Below are 23,053 nucleotides of genomic sequence, written 5' to 3'. Positions count from 1 at the left end.
TTCGTCTAAACTATGATTTATGTGATTTGTTTGATGGGGATGATTTATTGATTGATGAGAAAATAAACAAGAAATGAATCCAGTAAACTCAGCAAATAATTCAATCAAAAAAATCAAACTAATCAAACAAATCACATTTTAGACATTACTCACTTTTTGCCACCAGCGTTACTCTTCCTTGATTACCATAACCAACTTCGCCAATATAGCGATTAGAATCGTGCAATTCAGCAACGATATATTCAGCAGATTCATGAGGATCTAAAGTGGGATTCAGGTCAATTGCTCGGAAGAATACCTGTGGCCATTCCCAGCGCAAACTCTTCGTTAAACCAAACAAACCAGCACTAATTGGACTAAAATTACCTTGATGTCCTAAGCCAAATTCACCGTCCAGATGGGCAACCGTGCAAAAGCTTGTTCTTCCTGCTAAAGATGCCGCATTATTCAAAGTTGTTTTCAGATGTTTTGCCATTAAAAACACTTGTTTAATAATTGCCTTTTCTGCTTCTGGATAGGAAATATGTCCAGGTTTTTCAGGAGTAAATTGAGGATGTAAGTGAATGAATGCCCCAATCGCTCCATGTTTAGTAGTCACACTTTGCAATAATAATTGCAGATGTTGTTCACTCATGTTTGCCAATGTGACGCGGGTAACACCTGCGGGTAATGGCAATTGCGATGCAACTAATGATTGGGGGAAACTCAAAACTACAACTTTCCAACCTTGTTCTATCAGTGCGTAGGCTAGTTTGGTGGTAGTTAAAGAACCATCATCAGTGATTAAACCAATGTGTCCTTGGGGTAACTGCGCTTCCAAAAAATCTGCTCTGGGTAAGGTTCTTAGCTTAACTGGACGACGGGGAAGATTGATGTCTACGATAGGAGGTGGGGTTAAATCAACCACCTCTGTGGTTTCCCCCCTTAACAAGGGAGGATTAAGGGGGGTTATCTGGTTAACATCAAACTGCGGCTTTTTTTTTTCACCTCCCACCAGTGATTGGAGGTAGTTAACGATTTGCCCGATTGTCCGTAAGTCGCCTAATTCTTCAATATTGGGTTTGGGTAAGTCAGGATACGCTTCCTGCATTGCTCCCAGTATTTCTACCCGTTTGATGGAATCTATGCCTAAATCGGCTTCCATGTCCATGTCCAGTTCCAGCATTTCCACTGGATAACCAGTTTTTTCACTGGTGATGTTTAACAGGGTTTGTCCTAAATCTTGGTACTGGGGATTGGGGACTGGGGACTGGGGAATGGAAATTGATTCTGGTATTACTTCCTCTATTACCTGGGTTTGCACTTGAGGAATGATAATTTGTTCTGGTGTGATTTCTGCTGTTACCTGTTGTTGTCCTTGCAGATATTCGACAACTTGACCAATGGTGCGTTTTTCTGCCAGTTCTTCCAGGTTTGGTTTAGGTAAGTTGGGGTATAATTCTTGCAATCCTCCCAGAATTTCTACCCGTTTAATGGAGTCAATACCTAAGTCGGCTTCCATGTCCATATCGAGTTCTAGCATTTCGATAGGATAACCAGTTTTTTCGCTGGTGATACTTAATAGATTGTTAGCTAGATCATCAAGATTTAGGCTGCTAGTTGCGGGTTCTGGTATGAATGCAACTGGGGACTGGGGAATAATAATTGGTTCAGGTTCAATTACTGGTGCAGCAATTACAGGTTTTGCAACTTCAATTACTGGGGGAATAGGTGCTGCTAATTGAACTTTTGGCTCAATTACTGGTAATGCTTGAGGGGGAATTATGGTGACAGTAGGAGCTACAGGTGCTTCTTCTGGAGCAGCATATATATTTTCTGGTGCTGCTGCTTGGGTATCAGAAATGAGTTGAGAATATTCTTCTTGAATGAGTTGGAAAAAGTGTTTGGTATATTCTATCTGTTCCCGCAGATATTGTTCATGAATGCGGAGAGTTTCACCTTGTTGGGAATGAAACTGCATCATACTCCGCTCTAAGCTTTCCATGATCACTTGCTTAATTTGAGCAGCTTCAGCGGAAGATTTAGCATTAGCAAATAAGGTGTTTTGCTGCTGCATTAATTGAAAGAAGGTTTTCGTGTATTCTATCTGATTATTAAGATATGTGCCGTGAACTTCTAAATTCTCGCTTTGGTTGTGCTGGAACTGGCTCAAAAGTGTTCCTAAGCTGGTGAGAATTTGTTGGCAATTTATCAGTTTATCTGGTGTTTGCATCTTCCCTTCGAGTTGCTGCGTGAACAATTCTGATCTGGGTTCTTTTTGAGGTTCTTTTATGATGGTTGCAGTAGTAGTCATCTGTGGCTGTAACTCAGTTTCAATGAGGGGTTGTTTTTTATGTCCGTTACCGTTGCCGTTATGTCCGTTGGTTGGGGAAATTTTGGCAGTTACGGGAGTCTCTATTTCTAAACTCTTGAACTCCTGAACTTCTGTTAGCGAAGCTCCTCCAGCGGAGGCACTCTTTAACTCCTGAATTTCGGAAATTTTATGTCCGTCCGCTAATGCTTCTGTAAAGGCATTTTTGGTTTTATCAGAAATGTAGTTAATGCCAGTTAGTTTGACGCTGAGGGTCTTTTTGCTGGAAATGGGATGCAATACGGCAGGGAGTTTGTAGGGGTCAAGATTGCCCAAATTCATGCCGATAACTCGCAACTGAACTGCGGCTTCTCGCAAAGAGCGATCGCTGTTTTTGGAGGCGCTGGGATTTAGAGATATGGTAAGATGGGGGCGATCGCCTAATGTATCTTTTACCAAGTTACTTAACACCCGTTTTGGTCCAAATTCTACGAAGCAATAACCACCAGCCCCATAGATATTTTCAATCTCTTGTTTGAACAATACAGAACTAGCCAAATGGCTTTCTACGTTCTTTTGAATTGCCGCTGCATTTTGGGGATAATGTTTACCAGTGACATTACTAAAAACCGGAATTTGGGGATTGTGGAAAGTTACCGATTTAGTAGCAATGGCAAAGGATTTTTGCGCGAATGCTATTAATGGAGTATGGAAAGCCGCAGACACAGGCAATAAAACTGCACTATATCCTAACTTTTCGCAAGCATCTTGAACTTTTTGAATTTCTAACTTTGGACCGGCTAAAACAATTTGGGTAGGAGAATTAAAGTTAGCAATACTTACTTTTGGAAACTGCTTCAGCACTGGTTCAATTTTGCTGATATCTTCCTTCACCGCTAACATACTACCAGCATCATGATCTGGGTCTTTGGGTGCAGCCATTGCCTGTCCTCTAGCTTTCACTAGGAACAAATAATCAGCCTCACTCAATACTCCCGCAGCCCACAAAGCGGTTAATTCACCAAAACTATGTCCTGCGGTGAAATCTGCCTTAAACCCAGCTTGTTGCAAAATTCCATACAACCCAGCACTAAATACCCCAATTGCCGGCTGTGCATATTCCGTTCTTTGCAAAGTTGCAACTTGGGCTTTTTTCTCAACTTCATCAAAGGTAGAATGAGGGAAAACAACTTCAGAAACTGGTTGTAAATTGCTTTGCTTGAACAGATGATCCATCTTGCCATATAACTGTCGCAAGCTGGGGAAATTCATCACCGCTTCTCTGCCCATTTCCAAGTATTGAGAACCTTGTCCAGAGAATAAAGCGACAACTTTTCCACCTAAATCCATTCCCGAAGAACGGTAATAAATACCTTGAGGATGTTCCCAAGAAATTGCATCAGGCTTACTTTTGAGTAAACCAAGACTAACTTGCAGTAACTTACAAGCTTCTTGTAAATTCTCAGATACAAAACCAATTCTTAGGGCAGTTGTAGGAATAGCTAAAGATTGACAATCTAACAATAATTGAGAATAGAATCTTTCGCCGTCGTTAGCTTGCAAATTATTTAAAGTTGCTTCTAACTTGCTAATTAATTCCGCATGAGTAGCACCAAATAATAGCACTTCACCGGCTGCACCATGTAAACGATAAGAACTTTGTTGTTCTGGTTCGTATTCTTCCAAAACAACGTGATAATTTGTGCCACCAAAACCAAAGGCACTCACCCCCGCACGTCGGGGAGTTTCACCTTCTGCCTTGATCCAAGGTCTAGTTTCAGTGTTTAGATAAAAGGAGGAATTTTCAATATCTAATTTGGGATTTGGTTCGGTAATATTGATGGTTGCTGGCAATACTTTATGATGCAATGCTAGGGCAGTTTTAATAAGGCTGGCTGCACCTGCGGCGGCTTTTGTATGTCCAATTTGTGATTTTACACTTCCCAAAGCAATATGTTGTTTTTGGGTGTCATGTTTACCAAAGAAATCTCTTAAAGAACTGAATTCTATGGGATCTCCTGCCATTGTTCCTGTACCGTGTGCTTCCATTAAACCCACAGTTGCCGGAGAAAATCCAGCATCATCATAAGCCCGTTCTAAGGCTTTAACTTGTCCTTCTTTTCTAGGGGCATAAATACTCTTATAACGCCCATCACTAGAAGTACCAATTCCCTTGATTACCGCATAGATTTTATCCCCATCTTTTTGGGCATCTTCTAAGCGTTTGAGGAGAATCATCCCAATCCCTTCACCTAACATCATCCCATCAGATTTAGCATCAAATGGTTTCACATTCTCGCTAGGAGTAACTGCTGGAGTTTTGCTAAATGAGATGTAAGCCATGATCGTGTTATCGGTGTCTACTCCACCGGTTAACATCATATTGCTACGATGTTCAACTAATTCACTAATGGCCATTTTTAATGCCCCAAAGGAACTAGCACAAGCCGCATCAACTACACAGTTTGTACCGCCAAAATTGAGGCGGTTAGCAATTCTCCCAGCCACCACATTTGCTAACATTCCAGGGAAAGCATTTTCATCCCATTTCACATAAGCAGATTTGATTTTATCAACAATCTTTTTAGTATCTTCGTCAGATAAACCACTGCTTTTGAGAACTTTTTCCCAAACCGGATATTCCAATCTGGCAGTTAATGGCATTCCCAATTGTTTGCCCATAGCTACACCCAAAATCACGCCGATATTTTCGCGGCTAAATTCACGGGAGTCGCTATAACCAGCATCTTCCATTGTTTCTTTAGCAACTACTAAACTTAATAGTTGAGAAACATCTGTAACTTCTAAAATGCTGGGGGGAATACCAAATTCCATGGGGTTAAAATCAACTTCAGGAATAAAACCACCACGTTTACAATAGGTTTTATCTTCTGCTGTTCTCGGATTAGGATCATAGTAATCTTCTACGCTCCAATGAGTAGAAGGAACATCAGTGATACAGTCAATTTTATTAACAATATTTTGCCAGTAATCCCTTAATGTTCTCGATTGAGGCATTAAGGAAGCCATGCCAATAATAGCTATGGGAGTTGTGTGTAGTTTTCTATTAATTTCCTTAGTTGACATGGAATTTATCGAATTTTTTAGGTTTCCTGAATTCATTTTTCCTTCCTCTATAAACTTCAGCACAGCCTGTTCAAAACTATTAATTTGGGCTTCTAATTCCGTCAAAGAACTATTTATCGTGTCTATCTTTTGAAGGGGGGAAGACATAGGACATAGACTAATTTTGAGTACCGTAAATTGTGCAGTAAATTAAGCTATTAGCAGATAGAATAACTATCTACATTCACCCAATCACCGCAAGTAGGTTGGGTTAAGGAACGCAACCCAACATTTCATAATTTTGCTTGGGTGTTACTAACCTACATTTCCTTAACACCAAGCGAACTGGCAATAGAACATACTTAATCTGAAGGATATGTATGAATACAGAAACGGTTTTATCTCTTAATCATTGAATGTTTTACCTATGGAAGAATAATGTTCTGTATGTTGATATAGCAGTTGCCAGTTTTTAAAGTCCAGGATAACCTATTTTAGATGATTAGACTGATAAAAGCTGCCAAAATCGTTACAAAATAATCAGCACTCTGTGGCAAATTCTGTGAATAGTGAAAAAATACTTAAACAGCTTTTCAATAGTCTAGCAGTTTGTAACTTAGTGAGATGCAAAACCCCGGTTTATCAAAGAATAGGTTTTGTTTCTTTAGGCAATTCTGCTGTACAAAGCTGAGTGGATTTTAGTATTTCTTCTGTTTATAGAAATAAACTCAACAATTTATTTTTCATTCATAAATGTTGAATTAATAAAAAGACTAGCACAGCTTATGAAAATGGAATAGTTCATTTTTGCTAATTTTTGGAGGAAAATATTTGTTAATTGATCTCCTTTTAAATAAAACATAATTATCTGAGTATAATCTAGAACTGAATTTGTGAATAACATATCTTGGGTAATTACGGATTTAACATCAATCTTTTCCTGATAATTCAGGGATTTTATCTAAATTGTCTCATAAGTAACTAATCAATAAATATACAATAGAAATATTTGCACATAATTGGGTGTTTTTTGAGCAAACTATCATAATCAAGTCTTGGTTTTTGATGAATTTATAAGATAACTCACCTTTTCTAGACAATTGGTTATTTATAAACCAAACATTAATTTGTTGGATGTTGAACACTAACCTGTAAACATATCAATTGTGATGAAATATGGACAATTTGTATTTATTTACGAGAATTTGCTAAAAAAAATACAGATTTTTAGATTAATTTATGAGTAATTAAATATAGTATCTAGTCAAGGATTTTATTAATTAAAGCAACTAAATTTAGTTGACAATATCAAAGTTATTTGGGATAATTGCAGATAAGTTTATTCATTCCCCAAGTTATTAGCATCATCACCACTTGGGAATTGAAGATTTTTATTTCTCCCTAGAGCTATCGTATTTTAGGCTACTTAATTAAATGCCAATTCAAGATAAAACTGATAGCGTAGCGTGGCGTTCCTCATGGATGATTAGAAGTAAAAACACCGCTAATTTAGGTATTTATAACAGCTAAAAATGCTGACAACAATTCATACATAAATAATTAGACATATCTCTTTTATAAAAGTAACAGAGAATCCGTCTATAACCATTACGAGTATTTTCCGACATAACACCATTGGAATAAAAATATGGCAGTAAATAAAGAACGCCAATTATTCAACCTAACTGCGTTAAAGTGGAGAATAATTCTGGCAACTTCTCTAACTTTCTCTACGGGTTTAGTATCTTTATACATTTTTCATCAATTAAAGATAAATTCCCAGACTCAATCTTCTGCTATTGCTCCCATTATTAAATCTCAACCCATTCCCGTTAAAGTTGCCGTAACTGCTTTAGGAAGATTGCAACCACAAGATAAAATTACTTATTTATCTGCTCCTAATTCTATCAATGGTGTACGAGTAGAAAAACTGTTGGTCAAGGAAGGAGATGATGTTAAAAAAGGACAAGTATTAGCTTATCTAGAAAACTATGCTCGTTCTCAAGCAGCTATCCAACAGGCATTTGATAAATTGTTAATTGCCAGAACTAAACTTGCACAGGTACAAGCTGGAGCAAAAACTGGAGATATCAATGCTCAAAAAGCCACAATTACCAGGTTAAATTCTCAATTTAAAGGAGACATTGCGGCTCAAGCAGCAACAATTAACCGCATTCGGGCTGAAGTTGAAAATGCTCAAAAAGAGAGTAATCGCTATCGGCAATTATCAAAAGACGGTGCTGTTTCTGCTTCTGTTTTTGATAGTAAAAATTTAGTTCTCAAAACTACACAACAGCAGTTAAAAGAAGCTGAAGCTACTCTCAAACGGACACAAGATACTTTCCAAGATCAAATCAAAGAAGGAAAATCCAAACTTAATAGTATTAAAGAAGTTAGAACCGTAGATGTAGAGTTAGCAAAAAGTGAAATCAAAAGCGCGGAAACGGCAGTGCAACAAGCCAAAGCTGACCATGATTTAACTTACATTGCTGCTACTATAAATGGTACAGTTTTGCGAATTAATGCCAGAAATGGCGAAGTAATTGGTACTTCCGGTTTTGCAGAAATTGGCAATACATCAAAAATGCAAGTTCTAGCAGAAGTGTATCAAACTGATATTCAAAATGTTCGAGTTGGACAAAAAGCTATCATTACCAGCACCACATTTGCCGGCAAATTACAAGGAACTGTCCGAGAAGTTGGTTGGCAAGTTAATAAACAAGGCATCTTTAGTATTAATCCCAATTCTGATGCAGACCGCAGAGTAATTGAAGTCAAAATATCTATTGATAATCCCACCGATAGTCAAAAGATATCGAGATTAACTAACTTGCAAGTTGATGTTGCAATCCAGATTTAGTGATTGGTTATTAGTGATTAGTTATTGGTTATTGGTTATTTTCTACAACTGACAACTGACAACTGACAACTGACAACTGACAACTAACAACTAACAACTAACAATTAATATGAATTTCAAAATTCCTTTAGGATGGCTACAGCTTGTCCAACAGAAACTTCGTTTTGTGATAGCTGTAGCCGGAATTGGCTTTATTGTGCTGTTAATGTTTATCCAACTTGGTTTCCAAGATGCACTATATTCTAGCGCTACAGCACTACATCAACGATTGCATGGTGATTTGTTTTTAGTTAGTTCTCAATACAAATCTTTGACAGCAATTCAAAGTTTTTCTCGCACTCGATTATACCAAACTTTAGGGTTTGATGGTGTTGATTCAGTTAGTTCAATTTATTTGCAATTTGCAAAATTAAAAAATCCTGTCAGCGGAGAGAAATATTCAATTTATGTCATTGGTTTTGACCCAGGAAAATCTGTATTAGATATTGCCGAAGTTGAGCAAAATTTAGACAAAATAAAAATTCCTGATGTCATGCTATTTGATAGAGATGCCCGTCCAGAATTTGGACCCATAGCCGAATTATTTAATCAGGGAAATATTAAACAGCCAATTGAAATCTTTCCCTTTGATGCTATTAAGGGTTATCGAGTGAGAGTTGGTGGTTTATTTAGTTTAGGCCCTTCCTTTGGTGTGGATGGTAATTTAATTGTTAGCGACTCAACTTTTCTAAGAATAAATCCTAACAACCGTCCAGTTGAAAAAATAGATATGGGGTTGATTAAAGTCAAAGATGGTGCTGATATAAAACAGGTTTTAGCCAATTTAAAAGCCAATCTACCAAAGGATGTTCAAATATTTACTCGTCAAGAATTTATTGATTTTGAAAAACAATATTGGTCAGTAAGAACCCCCATTGGTTTTATTCTGAACTTGATGCTAATTATGGCTTCTGTTGTGGGTGTGGTAATTGTTTACCAAATTTTGTATAGCAATATCGCCACTCAATTTATTGCCTATGCCACTTTAAAAGCTATTGGTTATGCTAATGGATATTTATTAAATGTGGTTTTTCAACAAGCATTAATCTTAGCATTGTTAGGTTATATTCCTGGCTTTATTGTTTCGATTGGTTTATATGATTTTGCCATGAAAGTAACTAAATTACCGATCATGATGACAAGTAATAATGCCTCACTTGTTTTAGTATCTACAGTTCTAATTTGCATTACATCTGGAGCGTTAGCTATTAATAAACTCCGTTCTGCTGATCCGGCTGATAGTTTCTAGGAATTTGTTGCATTTCAATTTATCAAATTCTGCCAAATATTCTCTAGACTAAAACCAACTAAAGATAGAAGTTTAATGTTATTAACAACAGTAGAATTCTCTGGCAAGTACAACAGTTCATAGTTGCATTTAATCGCAATTCTTAAACTTAGATTGTATAACTTTCTCAACCGTATGGCTAACGCCACACGATCACAAAACACCTATCTATATCCCCATGAACTTCCAAAACAAAACTCTGCTGATTACTGGAATTGATGAATTTATTGGCTTACGTGCAGCCGAATTAGCGATCGCTCAAGGGATGAAAGTCCGAGGTATACAAAGTTCCCAAGTCAAGGATCAAACAGCGCAAAATTTAGGTGTGGAAATTCTAGTTGGTAATATCACTGATCCTGGAATTTGCTCGAAAGCTTGTCAGGGAGTAGATATAGTTTTACACAATGCTCAAATTGCTGAAGAAGCCGGGGACATTAAGCATTTTCGGGAAATAAATGTTAGCGCTACTATTAATATCGCTAAGGCTGCTAAACAAGCTGGTGTAAAAACATTTGTCCATCTTTCTACTGCTTTAGTATATGGGTTTGACTACCCTGAGAAAGTCACAGAATCAGGTACGCTTTCTGGTGAAAACAATGCTTATTGTCAAACAAAAATTGAAGCGGAAATCGAAGTTTTAAAACTTAATAATGCTCCAGAATTTGGAGTAATTGTTATTCGGGCTGGAGATGTTTATGGGCCAGGAAGTCTTCCTTGGATTGTGCGGCCAATTCAGATGATGCGACAAAAATTATTTGCCTATGCTAATGAAGGCAAGGGTGTGATGAATCATCTATATGTAGATAACCTAATTGATGCCATCTTTTTAGCCATAGAAAAATCAGCTTATGGAGAGGTTTTTAACATTACTGACGGTAAAGAAACTTCCTGGAAAGAGTATTTTATTCATCTCGCTTCATTGGAAAATTTACCAGCACCAATGTCTTTACCTAAAGAGGAAATGAAATTATTTTTGAAAGTGCGTCTTCAGGGGCAAAAACTATTTCGTAAAAAAGCTGATATTCTCCCAGAATCAGTTGATTTTATGAGTCGTCCTTATGCCTATTCTATTGCAAAGGCGCAAAATATTTTGAATTATCAAGCAAAAATTGATTTAGCAGAAGGAATGCGTCGCACCAATGAATGGTTGCAAAAAACTGACATTCAAAAACTGATGAAATAACGATTAGATTTGAGGGATTTGTAATTACATTAAACTTATTGTCAGGAAAATATTGATCTATGTTGAAAATATTCCAAGTTAGTAATTTCTTGCTTGCTACTTTACTAACTATCAGCTTCGCCGACATAGCTTATGCTGAATCAACAACATCTTTAACTGTTGTTGTTAATGGCATTCGTAATAAAACAGGGGAAATTTGTATGAGAGTTTATAACTCTGAAAAAGGATTTCCCGATAATGCTAAAAGTGAAGTTAAAAGCGGTTGTACTAAAATTACAGGCAATTCCGTAAAGCAGGTATTTTCTGGATTAAAACCTGGTACTTATGCTGTAGCTGTAGTTGATGATCAAAATGGTGATCACAAACTCAATAAAGACTTTTTTGGCATTCCTCAAGAGGGTTTTGGGATTTCTAAAAATCCTCCTGTTTCTATCAGCACGGGAACACCTAAGTTCAATAATGCCAGTTTTAAAGTTGACAAGAATACTAGCATTAATATCTTTTTAAAGTATTCTCTTGATCCTTAATTGAGAATTTGCAATTAGGAATTAGGATTTACAGCATATTTCGCTCTAATGAGGTACAAACTTGAATTATGAAACTCTTGTAGTCCGGGCATACTTCGACCCTTCGACAGGCTCAGGGCATCGCAAGCTCAGTACAAGTCTTGCCCGCTACATAAGTACCTCATAACACCGGAAAGTGCTGTATACTTAATTCCTTCTTTCTTCTTCTGACTCCTTTCTCCCGACTCCTTTCTAAGACTATAGAAATAATGCCAGATTTTATGATATTTCTATCTAAGTCTTTGTTCGGTTGGCTGGTAATTCAAACTTGTTTAACGTTAGTATTTTTATGGTATTTACGTTCACACAAACCCAAGTCATTACCAGATGAACAGTTACCAAAAACGGCAGTAATTCTCTGTTTACGGGGTGCTGATCCTTTTTTACCTAATTGTTTGCGATCGCTCTTACAACAAAATTACCCAGAATATGATTTAAAGTTGATCATTGATAGTAAAGAAGATCCAGCCTTTAAAATTGCCACTGAAACAATTAATCAACTGGGTGCAACTAACATCGAAATTAGCACATTAAGAGCAGTTCGTCATAATTGTAGTCTTAAATGTAGTTCTCTAATACAAGCTGTTTCTGATTTGGATAATGCTTATCCAATTATAGCTTTTATAGATGCTGATACCGTAGCTCATCCTAATTGGTTACGAGAATTAGTTACCCCCCTCATTGATGATCAAGTTGGACTAACAACCGGAAACCGTTGGTATGTTCCCACAGGTAATTATTGGGGTTCATTAGTTCGCTACTCCGGTAATGTTTCTACTGTTGTGCAAATGTTTCTCTTTCAGATTCCTTGGGGTGGAACATTAGCTATCAAAACAGAAGTGTTAAACCGCATCAAACTTTTAGATAAGTGGGGAGAAGTATTAACAGATGATATGCTTCTTCATAAACTTATCAAACAACAGAAGTTACAAATTAAATTTGTTCCTTCTTTATTGATGCTAAATCGGGAAGAAAGTAGTTTACATAACTTACAAGAATCATTAAAACGTTTAATAATTGGTTCTAAACTTTATCACCCCCGGTGGTTAGCTATAGTCAGTGAAGCATATTCTAGTATTATTGTCCCCAATGTAGTCATTATCGTTATTTTTCGGCTATTATTTGAGGCTCAATGGGACGCTGCGGCTTTACTATTCTCCACCTATATTTCCTATACCATTGGCTTAGTCTTACTAATGCTATTGATGGAATTAGGAATACATCAAATCTTGCACAATCAAGGTGAAAAAATACCTAAACTATCGCCTTTAATTATCCTGAAAATGTTGATAGTAATTCCCTTAACACAGTGGATTTATGGGTTAATTATGCTATCTTCTTTGTGGACATCAAGTATTACCTGGCGGGGAATTACTTATCGCATTAAAGGACGTGAAAATATTCGGTTAATTGAATACCGTCCTTACCAATGGCTAGATCAACCAATTGATCCAAAAGCTTCTCTTTAGGGAATGGGGGAAATTTTTAGATATTTTATTTTCGCTTCAATATCTAAAAATTCCCCAATTCAAGAATTACTGAAAACTAGAGTATCACCAATATCAGGTCATCATTATGCACAATAAACCTCTTCGTATCGCCTTACAGCGGTTTCCGCTTTTATGAGGTACAAAGTTGAATCATGAAACTCTTGTAGTGCGGGCATCTTGCCCGCTAGATATGTACCTCATAACACCGGGAAGTGATGTATTTACAGGATTATACGCTCCATTCTTAATAGGAGTTTATGTTCAGGTGTAAAAATGTTTCTTTGTTTAAATACCCTCCTGGTTAAGACTAAAGAAGTTCCTACAGCTTCAACAGCTTCTCTTTCGGAAATGGGGGAAATTTTTAGATATTTTATTTTCGCTTCAATATCTAAAAGTCCTCATTTCAAGAATCATTGGAAACTAGAGTATCACCAATATTAGGTCATCATTATGCACAATAACCCTCTTCGTATCGCCTTATTTACAGGATTATACGCTCCATTCTTAATAGGAGTTTATGTTCAGGTGTGAAAATGTTTCTTTGTTTAAATACCCTCCTGATCAAGACTAAAGAAGTTCCTACAGCTTCAACAGCTTCTCTTTCGGAAATGAGGGAAATTTTTAGATATTTTATTTTCGCTTCAATATCTAAAAGTCCTCATTTCAAGAATCATTGGAAACTAGAGTATTACCAATATTAGGTCATTGTCATGAACAAGAAATCTCTTCGTATCGCCTTATTTACAGGATTATACGCTCCATTTTTAATAGGAGTTTCTGTTCAGGTATGAGAATGTTCTTTTGGTCAAAAAACCTCCTCATGAATGGTTGATAACCTCCCATTATTTTAACAGCTTCTCTATAGGGAAATCGGGAAATTTTTAGATATTTTATTTTCGCTTCAATATCTAAAAGTCCTCATTTCAAGAATCATTGGAAACTAGAGTATCACCAATATTAGGTCATCATTATGCACAATAAACCTCTTCGCATTGCCTTATTTACAGGATTATATGCTCCATTTTTAACAGGAGTTTCTGTTGCTGTACATCAACGAGTTCACTGGCTTTTAAAACAAGGGCATGAAGTTTTTCTAATTCACCCAGAAATTAATGATAAATACCCTAAACAAGTTGGTAATCGTCCCATGTCGGGAATAGAGGAACTAGAATCTTTTATCAATTTTTCTTCTTACTCATTTCCCACAGAACCACTGATATTTTATAAATCCTTACCTCAACCATTAAGCTATCGTCATTGGAGTGATACAAAATTACTTAATCACTTCCAACCTGATATTATTGTTGTGGAAGAAGCCCCACAAATGAGAGGTTTATATTCTGGTTTCTTACAAGGTTATGGACGTTCTGTGGGAGTGAAATATGCCAAAAAAACAAACACACCTATTATTTCCATTTTTCACACAGATATCATTGCCTATATCCAATATTACTTCGGTAATATGTTCTTTAATTTGGTGCGTCCTCTCCTACCAATTCTAGTTAAACAATTTAGTGAAACTTACGATTTGAGTTTATTTTCATCCCGTGAGCAATTAACTAAATACCAAAAACTAAAAGCTCAACGGAGTGAATATCTCCCCTATCAAGGAATTGATTGCGAGAAATTTCACCCCCGCAATATTTCTTATGATCCAATTCCTGATGATAAACGCCCAACTATTTTATTTGTAGGACGTATTACCGCAGAAAAAAATGTTAATCAACTTTTAGACATTTATCCGCTCATTGCTGACAAAATTCCTAATGTGCATTTAGTAATTGTGGGTAGTGGTCCCTTGGATGCAGAAATTCGCCGTCGGGCTGAAAAATTCCCCAATGGTGTCACAATTTGGGGTGAATCTCATGGTAAAGAACTTTTAGGTTGGTTTGCAAAAGCAGATATATTTGTCAACCCTTCTGTCACCGAAAATTTCTGTACCACAACCAACGAAGCCTTAGCTTCTGGAACTCCCGTAGTGGCTGTTGTTGCCCCTTCAACCGCTGAACAGGTAATTTCTGGAGTGAATGGTTTTCTAGCTGCACCTAATAGCCCTCAAGACTTTGCTCAAAAAGTCATCACAATTTTGGAAAATCCTGACCTCAAAAATCAATTGACTGCACAAGCTCGTCCTTCAATTCTGGAATTTGATTGGTCAGCTTGTACACAAAAGTTTGAAAACAAGCTCTACGAATTAGTTAACATCCGGGAAAAGAGAGATGTTATTTAATTATTAGTAAATTGGTCAAGCAGATTCTAAAAACTCCCAAAGTAGCTACTGATATCAAAATACCTCTGATCATGAGTGACAACTTCAGGAAATGGGTAAATTATCAAGCTATCTTTGACTAAAATAGGAGAAATTCAAAAAGCTTACAGCTTTAAAAGCTCTATTCCCCTATTTACTGGGAGTATCCACTGTTGAAAAAGGCGATCTACAAAAAGTGGATGCTCCCTACCTAATCCAAGAATAATCTTAATATTTACCAAAAAGCTTGGGCTGTAGAACCTTGTAAAATATCAGGATTATTTGAACTTTTTTGTCGTATTTGATGGGAACTAATTAAAGCGATCACCAGAGAATTCACATTTTTAACAATACTGGATAAAGTAATTTTCCTATTATCTATTAATGCCTCTAAAAAATCTAGCGATTTTGTCACCTCAGCAATTACCGCAAGTTTTTCTTGATCTTTATCTACTAAAACCAGATTGTAACTATGACTAGCAAAAACATAAGCTAATTGGTAGCCAATTCCATGTGCTGATCCTGTAATCAGCGCAGTTTTTTGTCGATATTTATGATGGTTTTCCATTTAATACAATGGTTAATTTAGATTTAATAAAGCAAAAATGTTCTTAGATGAACAGTATTGAAAATGACCTTTATCCCATTGCAATTAACAATATTACTCTCAAATAAAAAAATCTGTATTTCTGGATTCACTCTTTTTTCCTAACTTTGATAGCTACCGAAATTTTAGTTTCTATAAATGTGGTAGTGTCTATTGTCGCTCCTTCAACCCTTAAACAAGTATTTTCAGAAGTGCGGAATTCTTCTGATAACGTCAGGTTAGTCATACCCCTTTTGTAATATCTACCTTTTGATAGATGTTATTTAATTATTAGTAATAGAAATTTAAATTAGGTAATCGTTAATACCACATGAAGCATGAAATAAATTATTTAAAAAAACGCCAACTTGGCTACTGTGATAAAAAGACCCCTGCTAGAGTATTTAAGTAGTTGACCTGTGGGCTTTTAGGTTCTTAGTTTGAGATGCTGACAAAGCCAGCTTGTGATCAGTCTAAAGATTGCCTACTCCAACTGATCACAAGATTGCTATTGTTCTCAATCGTTCCTAAAACTCTTTATACCTCAGAAGTTTTACTTCTGGGGTTTTTGTTTTTATAGGAACACTTGGTAAGCGAAAAACTCAGTGGCTAATTTTCAACCCAAACATACTAATTATAAACTAGAATTTAAACCCACACGGAAAGTAAAACCAGGGCTATAAATCCGATTAACTCGTTCATATTGTTCACCCAGAATATTTTCTAGGTAAAAAGTTAGTCCCAAATTTTTACTGACAGGAATCCGGCCACTAAAATCTAAATTAAAGAAAGACGGTGCAAAATCTGTACTTCTTTCTCCCGGTAGATTTCTACTAAAAATAGAACGACGAGAACCACTATTATAAGTAGCATATAAATTGCCTTGCCACCCATTGTTTTGATAACCAATTCCAGTTTGCAGCAAAGAGTAGGGAATTAACCCTAACTGTAATCCTTTTTCAGTGCCAGTTTTGATTTGAGCATCTGTATAAGTGTAGTTGAGAAAAGTTGACCACTCACGGGCAATTTTTAATTGCAATGCAGCTTCTAAACCATTAGTATCAACTAAACCAATATTTTGCCATTTACCATTAATTACGCCCAAACGATTATCTAAACTATTCCCAAAATAAGTAAATTTTCCTAACAATTTTTCCGACAATCTCATATCTATTCCCGCAGTCCAAGTAGAACCAATTTCTGGTTTTAAATCTGGGTTAGGATTCCAATTATGAACCGTATCAAAAACATATAATTGATCCAACCCAGGATTGCGTTGCGCCCCTGCCCAACTTCCACGCAATGCAATAGCTGGATTAACAGCATAACTTAAACCAAAACTAGGATGAAAATAATTCCCAAATTGGCTATCAAAGTTTTGTCTTACTCCTAAATCAGTTTGGAAAGTATCGCTAATTTTCCAAGTATTCACAGCAAATAAAGCCGTATTTAAAACACTTCTATCTTCTTTTTCGTTTTTAGAAATTAGGGCAGGATTTGTACTAATAACATCACCAATTAAATCAGTATTTTTTAAATCCAACCCCCATCGTAATTGATTATTTGGAGTAATTTTCCATTCATGATCTATCCGAGTTTTGAATTGTTGAGTATCTAAAATTCCGGTTCTGTAAAATGTTGCCCCAGTTGGTCCATAAGTGCTAAAATAGTCTCGGTTATAACCCAATGTAGTTGTTAAATTAGAATTTTCTTCCTTACCAAGTCGAGTTTTCCAAGATAAGCCAAGATTTAAACCATCATGATCTAATCGGTCTTTTTGTAAAGGGAAACCGAAATAAATTAACCCCCGACGACTACTGAGTGTAGTTACATCTAAATTCAAAGAGTTTTTAGGATCTAAATCTATTCCGACACTACCAAAATAAGTGCTTGTAGCTGTATCAGCATTAAATAAATATCCCTGGGTATCACGATTTGCTGCACCAACAGGAACAAGATAACGGTTATCTATAAAAAATCTTTCAAAGCTAAAGTTGTATTTAACTTTATTCGTTGAACCCCCATAAGTTACCTGTTGATTATTTAAATTTAATGAGCCAAATTCTGCACTACCAGTTAATTTAGGTTTACCATAACCTTCTTTAGTAATGATATTGACAACTCCGCCAAAGGCTGAAGAACCATATAAGGAAGCAGCGGTACCGCTATATAATTCAACTCTTTCAATAGCCTCTACAGGAATACTATTTAAATCTGTTCCACCATGATATGTATTGATATTACTATTAATTGGTCTGCCATTAATCAGAAATACAGACTGATTAATTGAAGCTCCTCGATAGTATGTACCTGTGTGAATATCTGCACCATGTCCAACATCATTGATAGCAAAACCGGGCATTTTTTTTAAAACATCAGCAACGCTAGTTGCACCCTGTTTTTGAAGTTCTGCTTTTTCAATTACATAAGTAGGAGTAGATTCGGGAAGAATATCTTTTTCGCCAATGGTTTCTATAGATATATCCGGATCATTTGTAGGATTTAAATCTGGTTCTGGTGTAGGTTCTTGTTTAACTTCATTTACTGCTGGTTGTTGAGTTAATAATTCAGCATTTGTGGTGGGTAATTCGATTTCATTTAAACTAGGAATATCTGAATTTACTGCATTTTCATTATTTTGATTATCAGCAGCCACGACAGGAACAACTACCAGTAAACTTAGTAAAGAAACTGGCAGAAAAAAACAACTCTTATTCATATTTCTGAACTCACACCCGGTAACAACAATTACTGATTATGATTTTCTCGTATTAATAGCAACAATGTCAAAAGACAAGCTGTCATATTTGTTTGCAGACAAAAAACAAAGCATGAAGCTGATTATTTTCTGCCTCATGCTTTATTTATTTAAACTCCCCAGGCCGGATTCGAACCAGCGACCAATCGATTAACAGTCGATCGCTCTACCACTGAGCTACTGAGGAACGCTCTTAACTTTAGCTATAATAAACCGAAATCCAAATTAATGCAAGTGGTTTTGGCAAAATTTTTTAAATTTTTTTTGGTTGCTGCTGAAACCTCTCACTTTTAATACCCCAAACCCTTTCCAGCAGCGACATTCAGAGATTTATCAATTTTGAAATTTATAATCCCATGCGTAATTCCGTTAGTCTTTGTCTGGCTTTAGCATCAATTCCATTCATCAGAAATCTACTTTTAGGTTGTTTCTGTGACTGATACCTATGGCGCATCCGACAAACAGTAGTTTCCACTTCACCGCATAGCTGATGCGCTGACAACCATTCCGCACCATACCCTTGAACTGTTAACTGCTGCGCCCGATCTGATGTAGCGACAATCATGCGAGAAAGTAAAGATTGGGCTATTTGGTGACGGAGAGACGCACAGGTTTTTTCGATATATGTGTCTGCGGTCTGGCCAAAATCCGTATAATGTACTGTTAAAAAATCTGTAATAGTTTCTCTGTTGCTAGGAGTGTTTTGATATTGAGCATCAAACACCACCTGAGTGTCATAACCTTGGAAAGCACTATAATTAGTCATTGCTTCCACCAACTCACCCCGTGCAGCCTCAAGTCCGGCATAATCACGGGTTTTTATCAAGCAAGGCCAAGCGCCTATAATATTGTAACCGTCTACTAAGAGAACGGCCGGGACTATGGAACGAGACATGGTTTTTAATCACAATTATCTAGAGTTAACAAAAATCATTCATAAGACTTATATTAAATGAAGCATTGCTTGTAACCCCATGTTACAAAAAATAAAAAATGCTTCTTTCAATCAAAAATAGACCCTAAGATAGAAGCCATAATTCCGAAAACACCCCTAAAAATCAGGCTTCCTGAAGTTGTTTTCTCTAAAAAAATATTTTTTCCCAATCTGCAAAATTTTATAAGGGAAATGCCGAAAACCCTTGAAGATGTAGCTGACTTAGTCAGCTACATCTGTGCTTTAGACAAGGGATGAAGGCTAGAGGCTTTCCTTTATCCTGCATTGACATTAATTGAAAAATTTGAAATAATTTCAAATTTTAACTTACCTTTGGGGGTTAAAGTCCCCTGCTTCTACAAGCAGCGGGTTTTGCGTCGGGGTAAAATCCCCGTTGCAAAACGTAATTCTAAATTCTAAATTCTAAATTCTGCATTCTTTTAATCCATATTCGTGAGACAATTAAATTGTCAGCAAAGACATTAAAAACCTACCGGGGGACTCTCGGAAAGTTACGCTTGTCAGTTCGGCTTCGCTCACCGCAAGCAGAGATGATTCTGCCAGTAATGGCAAACAGGATCAGGGCAAGAACCCAAATGTTTAAGGCAATGCCTGAAGCTGGGATAACTGAGAGATATAGACTGAAACTCTCTATAGAATCCCCGCGTCTTTAGACCGGGGAGTGTCAAATTTCGCTATAGTAAAAAACCAGATACCTATACAGCATCCTGTATTCTGGCATCTGGTCAAAAATTTCTCAAAATTAGGGCTTTTACTTCTTCTTCTTTTTTCTTCTTCCTTCTTTCTTCTTCTTTTTTCTGACTCGGTGACTCCTGACTCGGTGACTCCTACTAAACCTAATGGTGTACTTGAATTAATCGCTGTTTGAGCCGTTCTGCCGCACCGGAATCAACTAAACCACCTTTTTCCAATAAAAAAGCACCATCACAGTAATTTAACTCTTCTAACCGATGAGTTACCCACAAAGCCGTAATCCCGCGACTTTTAACTAAATTACGCACACTAGCTACTAAATCGAGTTGACTATCTGGATCTAGTAAAGCAGTGGGTTCATCTAATAATAAAACATCACAGTGACGAGCGATCGCTCCAGCAATAGCCACCCGTTGTTTTTGTCCCCCAGAAAGGGCGTAAATAGGTCGTCGCTGTAGAGACAATAAATTTACTGCCCCTAAAGCTTCCTCAACCCTAGCCTTCACCATAGCAGGTTGTAACTTTTCCGCCACCAAACCAAAAGCCACATCTGCACCAACCGTTGGCATGACCAATTGATGATCAGGATTTTGGAACACAAAACCAACAGGAGGTGAAACCATAACTTCCCCAGATTGAGGAGCTAACAAACCTGCTATTAATCTCAGAAGCGTAGATTTACCACTGCCATTTGTCCCCAGAAGCATCCAAAACTCACCTTTAGGTACTTGAAGAGAGCAAGATTTGATCACTTGCTCCCCATTAGGCCAAAAGAAGTTTAAATTATTAACTTCAATGCCCACTGCTGTCATGTTTACACCTTGGGTTACTCAGCAGTAAAAGCAGCAAAGCCAGGTGGTTTACCACTGCTAGTAGCTGCACTATCTTTTTGGATAATCTGGACTCCCGAAATTTCACTAGCACGAACAGCAATTTTTTTCTCTGTTTTGCCTTCGCAATTGAGTTCCACAAGATCAGGATTGCCAGAGCGCATGGCTGCCAAAATTAGCTGATAAACAGCTTCGGCATCTTCAGTAGACTTGCGTTGTACTGATATAGGGAAAGCAGTATTTCTGATGCTTAAGTCAATGGTAAACATTTAGAATTAATGAATTTTCACTTTAAAACCCATTCTAGCGTCATTAGTCAGTTGTCAGTTGCTAAGAAATTTTTCCCTACTTTCCTACCTTCCAATTCTCAAATAAAATTTTTTTTCTCGTCCACTGGCAAAATTAGAGATTTTCACCTATTATGATAGAAAGCGTAAAAAATTGTAAACTAGATTGACAATCTGGTTAATTTTGTGTAGGCGGCTCATATTCGCCATCTATAAACGCATAAAATCCGTAATTATAAAACATTTTGGAGATTTGCTCTCATGACCATCGCAGTTGGACGCGCCCCCAGTAGAGGGTGGTTTGACGTATTAGACGACTGGCTAAAGCGCGATCGCTTCGTATTCGTAGGTTGGTCAGGAATATTATTATTCCCCTGTGCCTTCCTCGCATTAGGCGGTTGGCTGACCGGTACAACATTCGTCACTTCCTGGTACACCCACGGACTAGCATCTTCTTACTTAGAAGGAGCTAACTTTCTAACAGTAGCAGTATCCACACCAGCCAACAGCATGGGGCATTCCCTGTTGTTCCTGTGGGGTCCTGAAGCTCAAGGTGACTTCACCCGTTGGATTCAACTCGGTGGTTTGTGGCCTTTCGTCGCCCTACATGGCGCATTCGGTTTGATTGGCTTCATGCTACGCCAATTTGAAGTAGCCCGTCTCGTCGGTCTGCGTCCTTATAACGCTCTTGCTTTCTCCGGTCCTATCGCCGTATTCGTCAGCGTGTTCCTGATGTATCCTTTAGGACAATCTAGCTGGTTCTTTGCACCTAGCTTTGGAGTAGCCGCAATTTTCCGTTTCCTCCTATTCCTACAAGGTTTCCACAACTGGACACTCAACCCCTTCCACATGATGGGTGTAGCGGGAATCTTAGGTGGAGCTTTACTTTGTGCCATTCATGGTGCGACAGTAGAAAACACCCTATTTGAAGATGGTGAAGGATCAAACACTTTCCGCGCCTTCAACCCCACCCAAGCTGAAGAAACCTACTCCATGGTGACAGCAAACCGTTTCTGGTCACAGATTTTCGGAGTTGCTTTCTCCAACAAACGTTGGTTACACTTCTTCATGTTGTTTGTCCCTGTGACAGGCTTGTGGATGAGTTCCATTGGTATCGTTGGTTTAGCATTAAACCTCCGGGCTTATGACTTCGTTTCCCAAGAATTACGGGCAGCCGAAGACCCAGAGTTTGAAACTTTCTATACCAAAAACATTTTACTAAACGAGGGTATCCGCGCTTGGATGGCTCCTCAAGATCAACCCCACGAACAGTTCGTATTCCCAGAAGAAGTATTACCACGCGGTAACGCTCTCTAACTCTGGAATTTACCTGAATTTATCTTTGTTAGTTAGCCCTCACCTCAATGGTGGGGGTTTTTTATGGCAGAAATTGAAATCAGGGTATTGCAAATTTTCGCAGTTGTGTTATAGTAGTCTCAGGTTACAAGACCAAAGCATTTTGCTTTGCCCCTTTTGAAATTAAGACCGTTTAGGCAATAAGGAGGTGATGCCCATGATAGAAAGTAGTATACCCATGGGTCGTCAAGTTGCAGTTAGCCGGCTGTGTGCCGGGGCTGTTCTCTAAAAGTTAGCTTTAGTTCTCTTGAGATACTAAGTTAGCTCAACTAACTAGGCTTAACATCGGAGTTCCTTCCGGCAGTCTGGTTGCAACTTGAAGACCCGCTAGACCGCCCTGACTTAGATTATCTGATCTAAGTCAGGGCGGATAGTTTTTAAGGGTGGTTTTTGGTTGAAACAAGTACACAACCGAGTCAGTGAATTAACTATTTAAAAAGCCGAAAAAGCTTGTTTGATCTAATTTTTTGATTTTGTTTTATGGTACTAAGTAGTAATTTTTAACCAGTAGCATAAGGCAATATTTAGATATTTGCTGACAACAATTTGCAACGTAAT

The 23,053-nt window shown here is 37.4% G+C and carries 13 protein-coding genes and 1 tRNA gene; 7 read left to right on the top strand and 7 right to left on the bottom strand.

Translation table 11 applies throughout. The annotated features are described in order from the left end of the window. Positions 1 to 145 precede the first annotated feature (145 nt). Entirely contained in the window at positions 146 to 5,524 is a 5,379-nt protein-coding gene (locus BMF77_RS23265; protein WP_148766193.1) for a type I polyketide synthase, read from the bottom strand. Between the two features lie 1,480 nt (positions 5,525 to 7,004). Here BMF77_RS23265 and BMF77_RS23260 point away from each other — a divergent pair. The 6 genes from BMF77_RS23260 to BMF77_RS23235 all read left to right on the top strand — a co-directional run bounded on the left by BMF77_RS23260 (position 7,005) and on the right by BMF77_RS23235 (position 15,012). Continuing rightward, positions 7,005 to 8,216, top strand: coding sequence for an ABC exporter membrane fusion protein (locus BMF77_RS23260; RefSeq protein WP_148766191.1), 1,212 nt, complete (start codon positions 7,005 to 7,007; stop codon positions 8,214 to 8,216). A gap of 109 nt (positions 8,217 to 8,325) precedes the next feature. After that, positions 8,326 to 9,504: an ABC transporter permease DevC gene (devC, locus tag BMF77_RS23255; RefSeq protein ID WP_015081094.1), complete on the top strand. Its 1,179-nt coding sequence runs from the start codon at positions 8,326 to 8,328 to the stop codon at positions 9,502 to 9,504. A gap of 217 nt (positions 9,505 to 9,721) precedes the next feature. Further along, positions 9,722 to 10,726, top strand: a complete 1,005-nt coding sequence (locus BMF77_RS23250) for an NAD(P)-dependent oxidoreductase (protein WP_148766189.1) — start codon at positions 9,722 to 9,724, stop codon at positions 10,724 to 10,726. A 59-nt stretch (positions 10,727 to 10,785) separates the two neighbouring features. Further along, on the top strand, positions 10,786 to 11,253 hold the full coding sequence (locus BMF77_RS23245; RefSeq protein WP_148766187.1) for a DUF2141 domain-containing protein: 468 nt from the start codon (positions 10,786 to 10,788) through the stop codon (positions 11,251 to 11,253). Between the two features lie 248 nt (positions 11,254 to 11,501). Continuing rightward, positions 11,502 to 12,761 carry a glycosyltransferase family 2 protein gene (locus BMF77_RS23240; protein WP_148766185.1) on the top strand — a complete coding sequence of 420 codons (1,260 nt, stop codon included), beginning with the start codon at positions 11,502 to 11,504 and terminating at the stop codon, positions 12,759 to 12,761. Between the two features lie 991 nt (positions 12,762 to 13,752). Then, positions 13,753 to 15,012: a glycosyltransferase gene (locus BMF77_RS23235; RefSeq protein ID WP_148766183.1), complete on the top strand. Its 1,260-nt coding sequence runs from the start codon at positions 13,753 to 13,755 to the stop codon at positions 15,010 to 15,012. Between the two features lie 253 nt (positions 15,013 to 15,265). Here BMF77_RS23235 and BMF77_RS23230 read toward each other — a convergent pair whose 3' ends face one another. From BMF77_RS23230 to BMF77_RS23205, 6 genes are all read right to left on the bottom strand, one after another. Next, complete coding sequence (locus tag BMF77_RS23230; RefSeq protein ID WP_015081088.1) at positions 15,266 to 15,598, bottom strand: SDR family NAD(P)-dependent oxidoreductase; 333 nt, start codon at positions 15,596 to 15,598, stop codon at positions 15,266 to 15,268. A 652-nt stretch (positions 15,599 to 16,250) separates the two neighbouring features. Then, positions 16,251 to 18,335, bottom strand: a complete 2,085-nt coding sequence (locus BMF77_RS23225; protein WP_148766181.1) for a TonB-dependent siderophore receptor — start codon at positions 18,333 to 18,335, stop codon at positions 16,251 to 16,253. A 154-nt stretch (positions 18,336 to 18,489) separates the two neighbouring features. Further along, positions 18,490 to 18,561 (bottom strand) — tRNA-Asn (locus tag BMF77_RS23220). A 159-nt stretch (positions 18,562 to 18,720) separates the two neighbouring features. Further along, a complete protein-coding gene (locus BMF77_RS23215) occupies positions 18,721 to 19,269 on the bottom strand; it encodes an NYN domain-containing protein (RefSeq protein WP_015081086.1) in 549 nt (182 codons plus the stop codon). An 896-nt stretch (positions 19,270 to 20,165) separates the two neighbouring features. After that, entirely contained in the window at positions 20,166 to 20,834 is a 669-nt protein-coding gene (locus BMF77_RS23210) for an ABC transporter ATP-binding protein (protein WP_148766179.1), read from the bottom strand. A 14-nt stretch (positions 20,835 to 20,848) separates the two neighbouring features. Further along, complete coding sequence (locus BMF77_RS23205) at positions 20,849 to 21,121, bottom strand: hypothetical protein (RefSeq protein WP_148766177.1); 273 nt, start codon at positions 21,119 to 21,121, stop codon at positions 20,849 to 20,851. A gap of 279 nt (positions 21,122 to 21,400) precedes the next feature. Between BMF77_RS23205 and psbD the strand changes: the two genes are divergently transcribed. Next, the gene (psbD, locus tag BMF77_RS23200; RefSeq protein ID WP_015080309.1) at positions 21,401 to 22,456 is read left to right on the top strand and encodes a photosystem II D2 protein (photosystem q(a) protein); all 1,056 of its coding nucleotides are present in this window, start codon (positions 21,401 to 21,403) and stop codon (positions 22,454 to 22,456) included. The last annotated feature ends 597 nt before the right edge of the window (positions 22,457 to 23,053 follow it).

The sequence above is a fragment of the Dolichospermum sp. UHCC 0315A genome (assembly GCF_008121535.1).
Lineage (GTDB): Bacteria > Cyanobacteriota > Cyanobacteriia > Cyanobacteriales > Nostocaceae > Dolichospermum > Dolichospermum lemmermannii.
This window is presented reverse-complemented; position numbering and strand designations above follow the sequence as displayed.

What these genes read in the sequence shown, in the direction of transcription:
- BMF77_RS23265 (WP_148766193.1), bottom strand. Translation starts at nt 5,524, where the DNA reads ATGTCTTCCCCCCTTCAAAAGATAGACACGATAAATAGTTCTTTGACG.
- BMF77_RS23260 (WP_148766191.1), top strand. Translation starts at nt 7,005, where the DNA reads ATGGCAGTAAATAAAGAACGCCAATTATTCAACCTAACTGCGTTAAAG.
- devC (WP_015081094.1), top strand. Translation starts at nt 8,326, where the DNA reads ATGAATTTCAAAATTCCTTTAGGATGGCTACAGCTTGTCCAACAGAAA.
- BMF77_RS23250 (WP_148766189.1), top strand. Translation starts at nt 9,722, where the DNA reads ATGAACTTCCAAAACAAAACTCTGCTGATTACTGGAATTGATGAATTT.
- BMF77_RS23245 (WP_148766187.1), top strand. Translation starts at nt 10,786, where the DNA reads ATGTTGAAAATATTCCAAGTTAGTAATTTCTTGCTTGCTACTTTACTA.
- BMF77_RS23240 (WP_148766185.1), top strand. Translation starts at nt 11,502, where the DNA reads ATGCCAGATTTTATGATATTTCTATCTAAGTCTTTGTTCGGTTGGCTG.
- BMF77_RS23235 (WP_148766183.1), top strand. Translation starts at nt 13,753, where the DNA reads ATGCACAATAAACCTCTTCGCATTGCCTTATTTACAGGATTATATGCT.
- BMF77_RS23230 (WP_015081088.1), bottom strand. Translation starts at nt 15,598, where the DNA reads ATGGAAAACCATCATAAATATCGACAAAAAACTGCGCTGATTACAGGA.
- BMF77_RS23225 (WP_148766181.1), bottom strand. Translation starts at nt 18,335, where the DNA reads ATGAATAAGAGTTGTTTTTTTCTGCCAGTTTCTTTACTAAGTTTACTG.
- BMF77_RS23215 (WP_015081086.1), bottom strand. Translation starts at nt 19,269, where the DNA reads ATGTCTCGTTCCATAGTCCCGGCCGTTCTCTTAGTAGACGGTTACAAT.
- BMF77_RS23210 (WP_148766179.1), bottom strand. Translation starts at nt 20,834, where the DNA reads ATGACAGCAGTGGGCATTGAAGTTAATAATTTAAACTTCTTTTGGCCT.
- BMF77_RS23205 (WP_148766177.1), bottom strand. Translation starts at nt 21,121, where the DNA reads ATGTTTACCATTGACTTAAGCATCAGAAATACTGCTTTCCCTATATCA.
- psbD (WP_015080309.1), top strand. Translation starts at nt 21,401, where the DNA reads ATGACCATCGCAGTTGGACGCGCCCCCAGTAGAGGGTGGTTTGACGTA.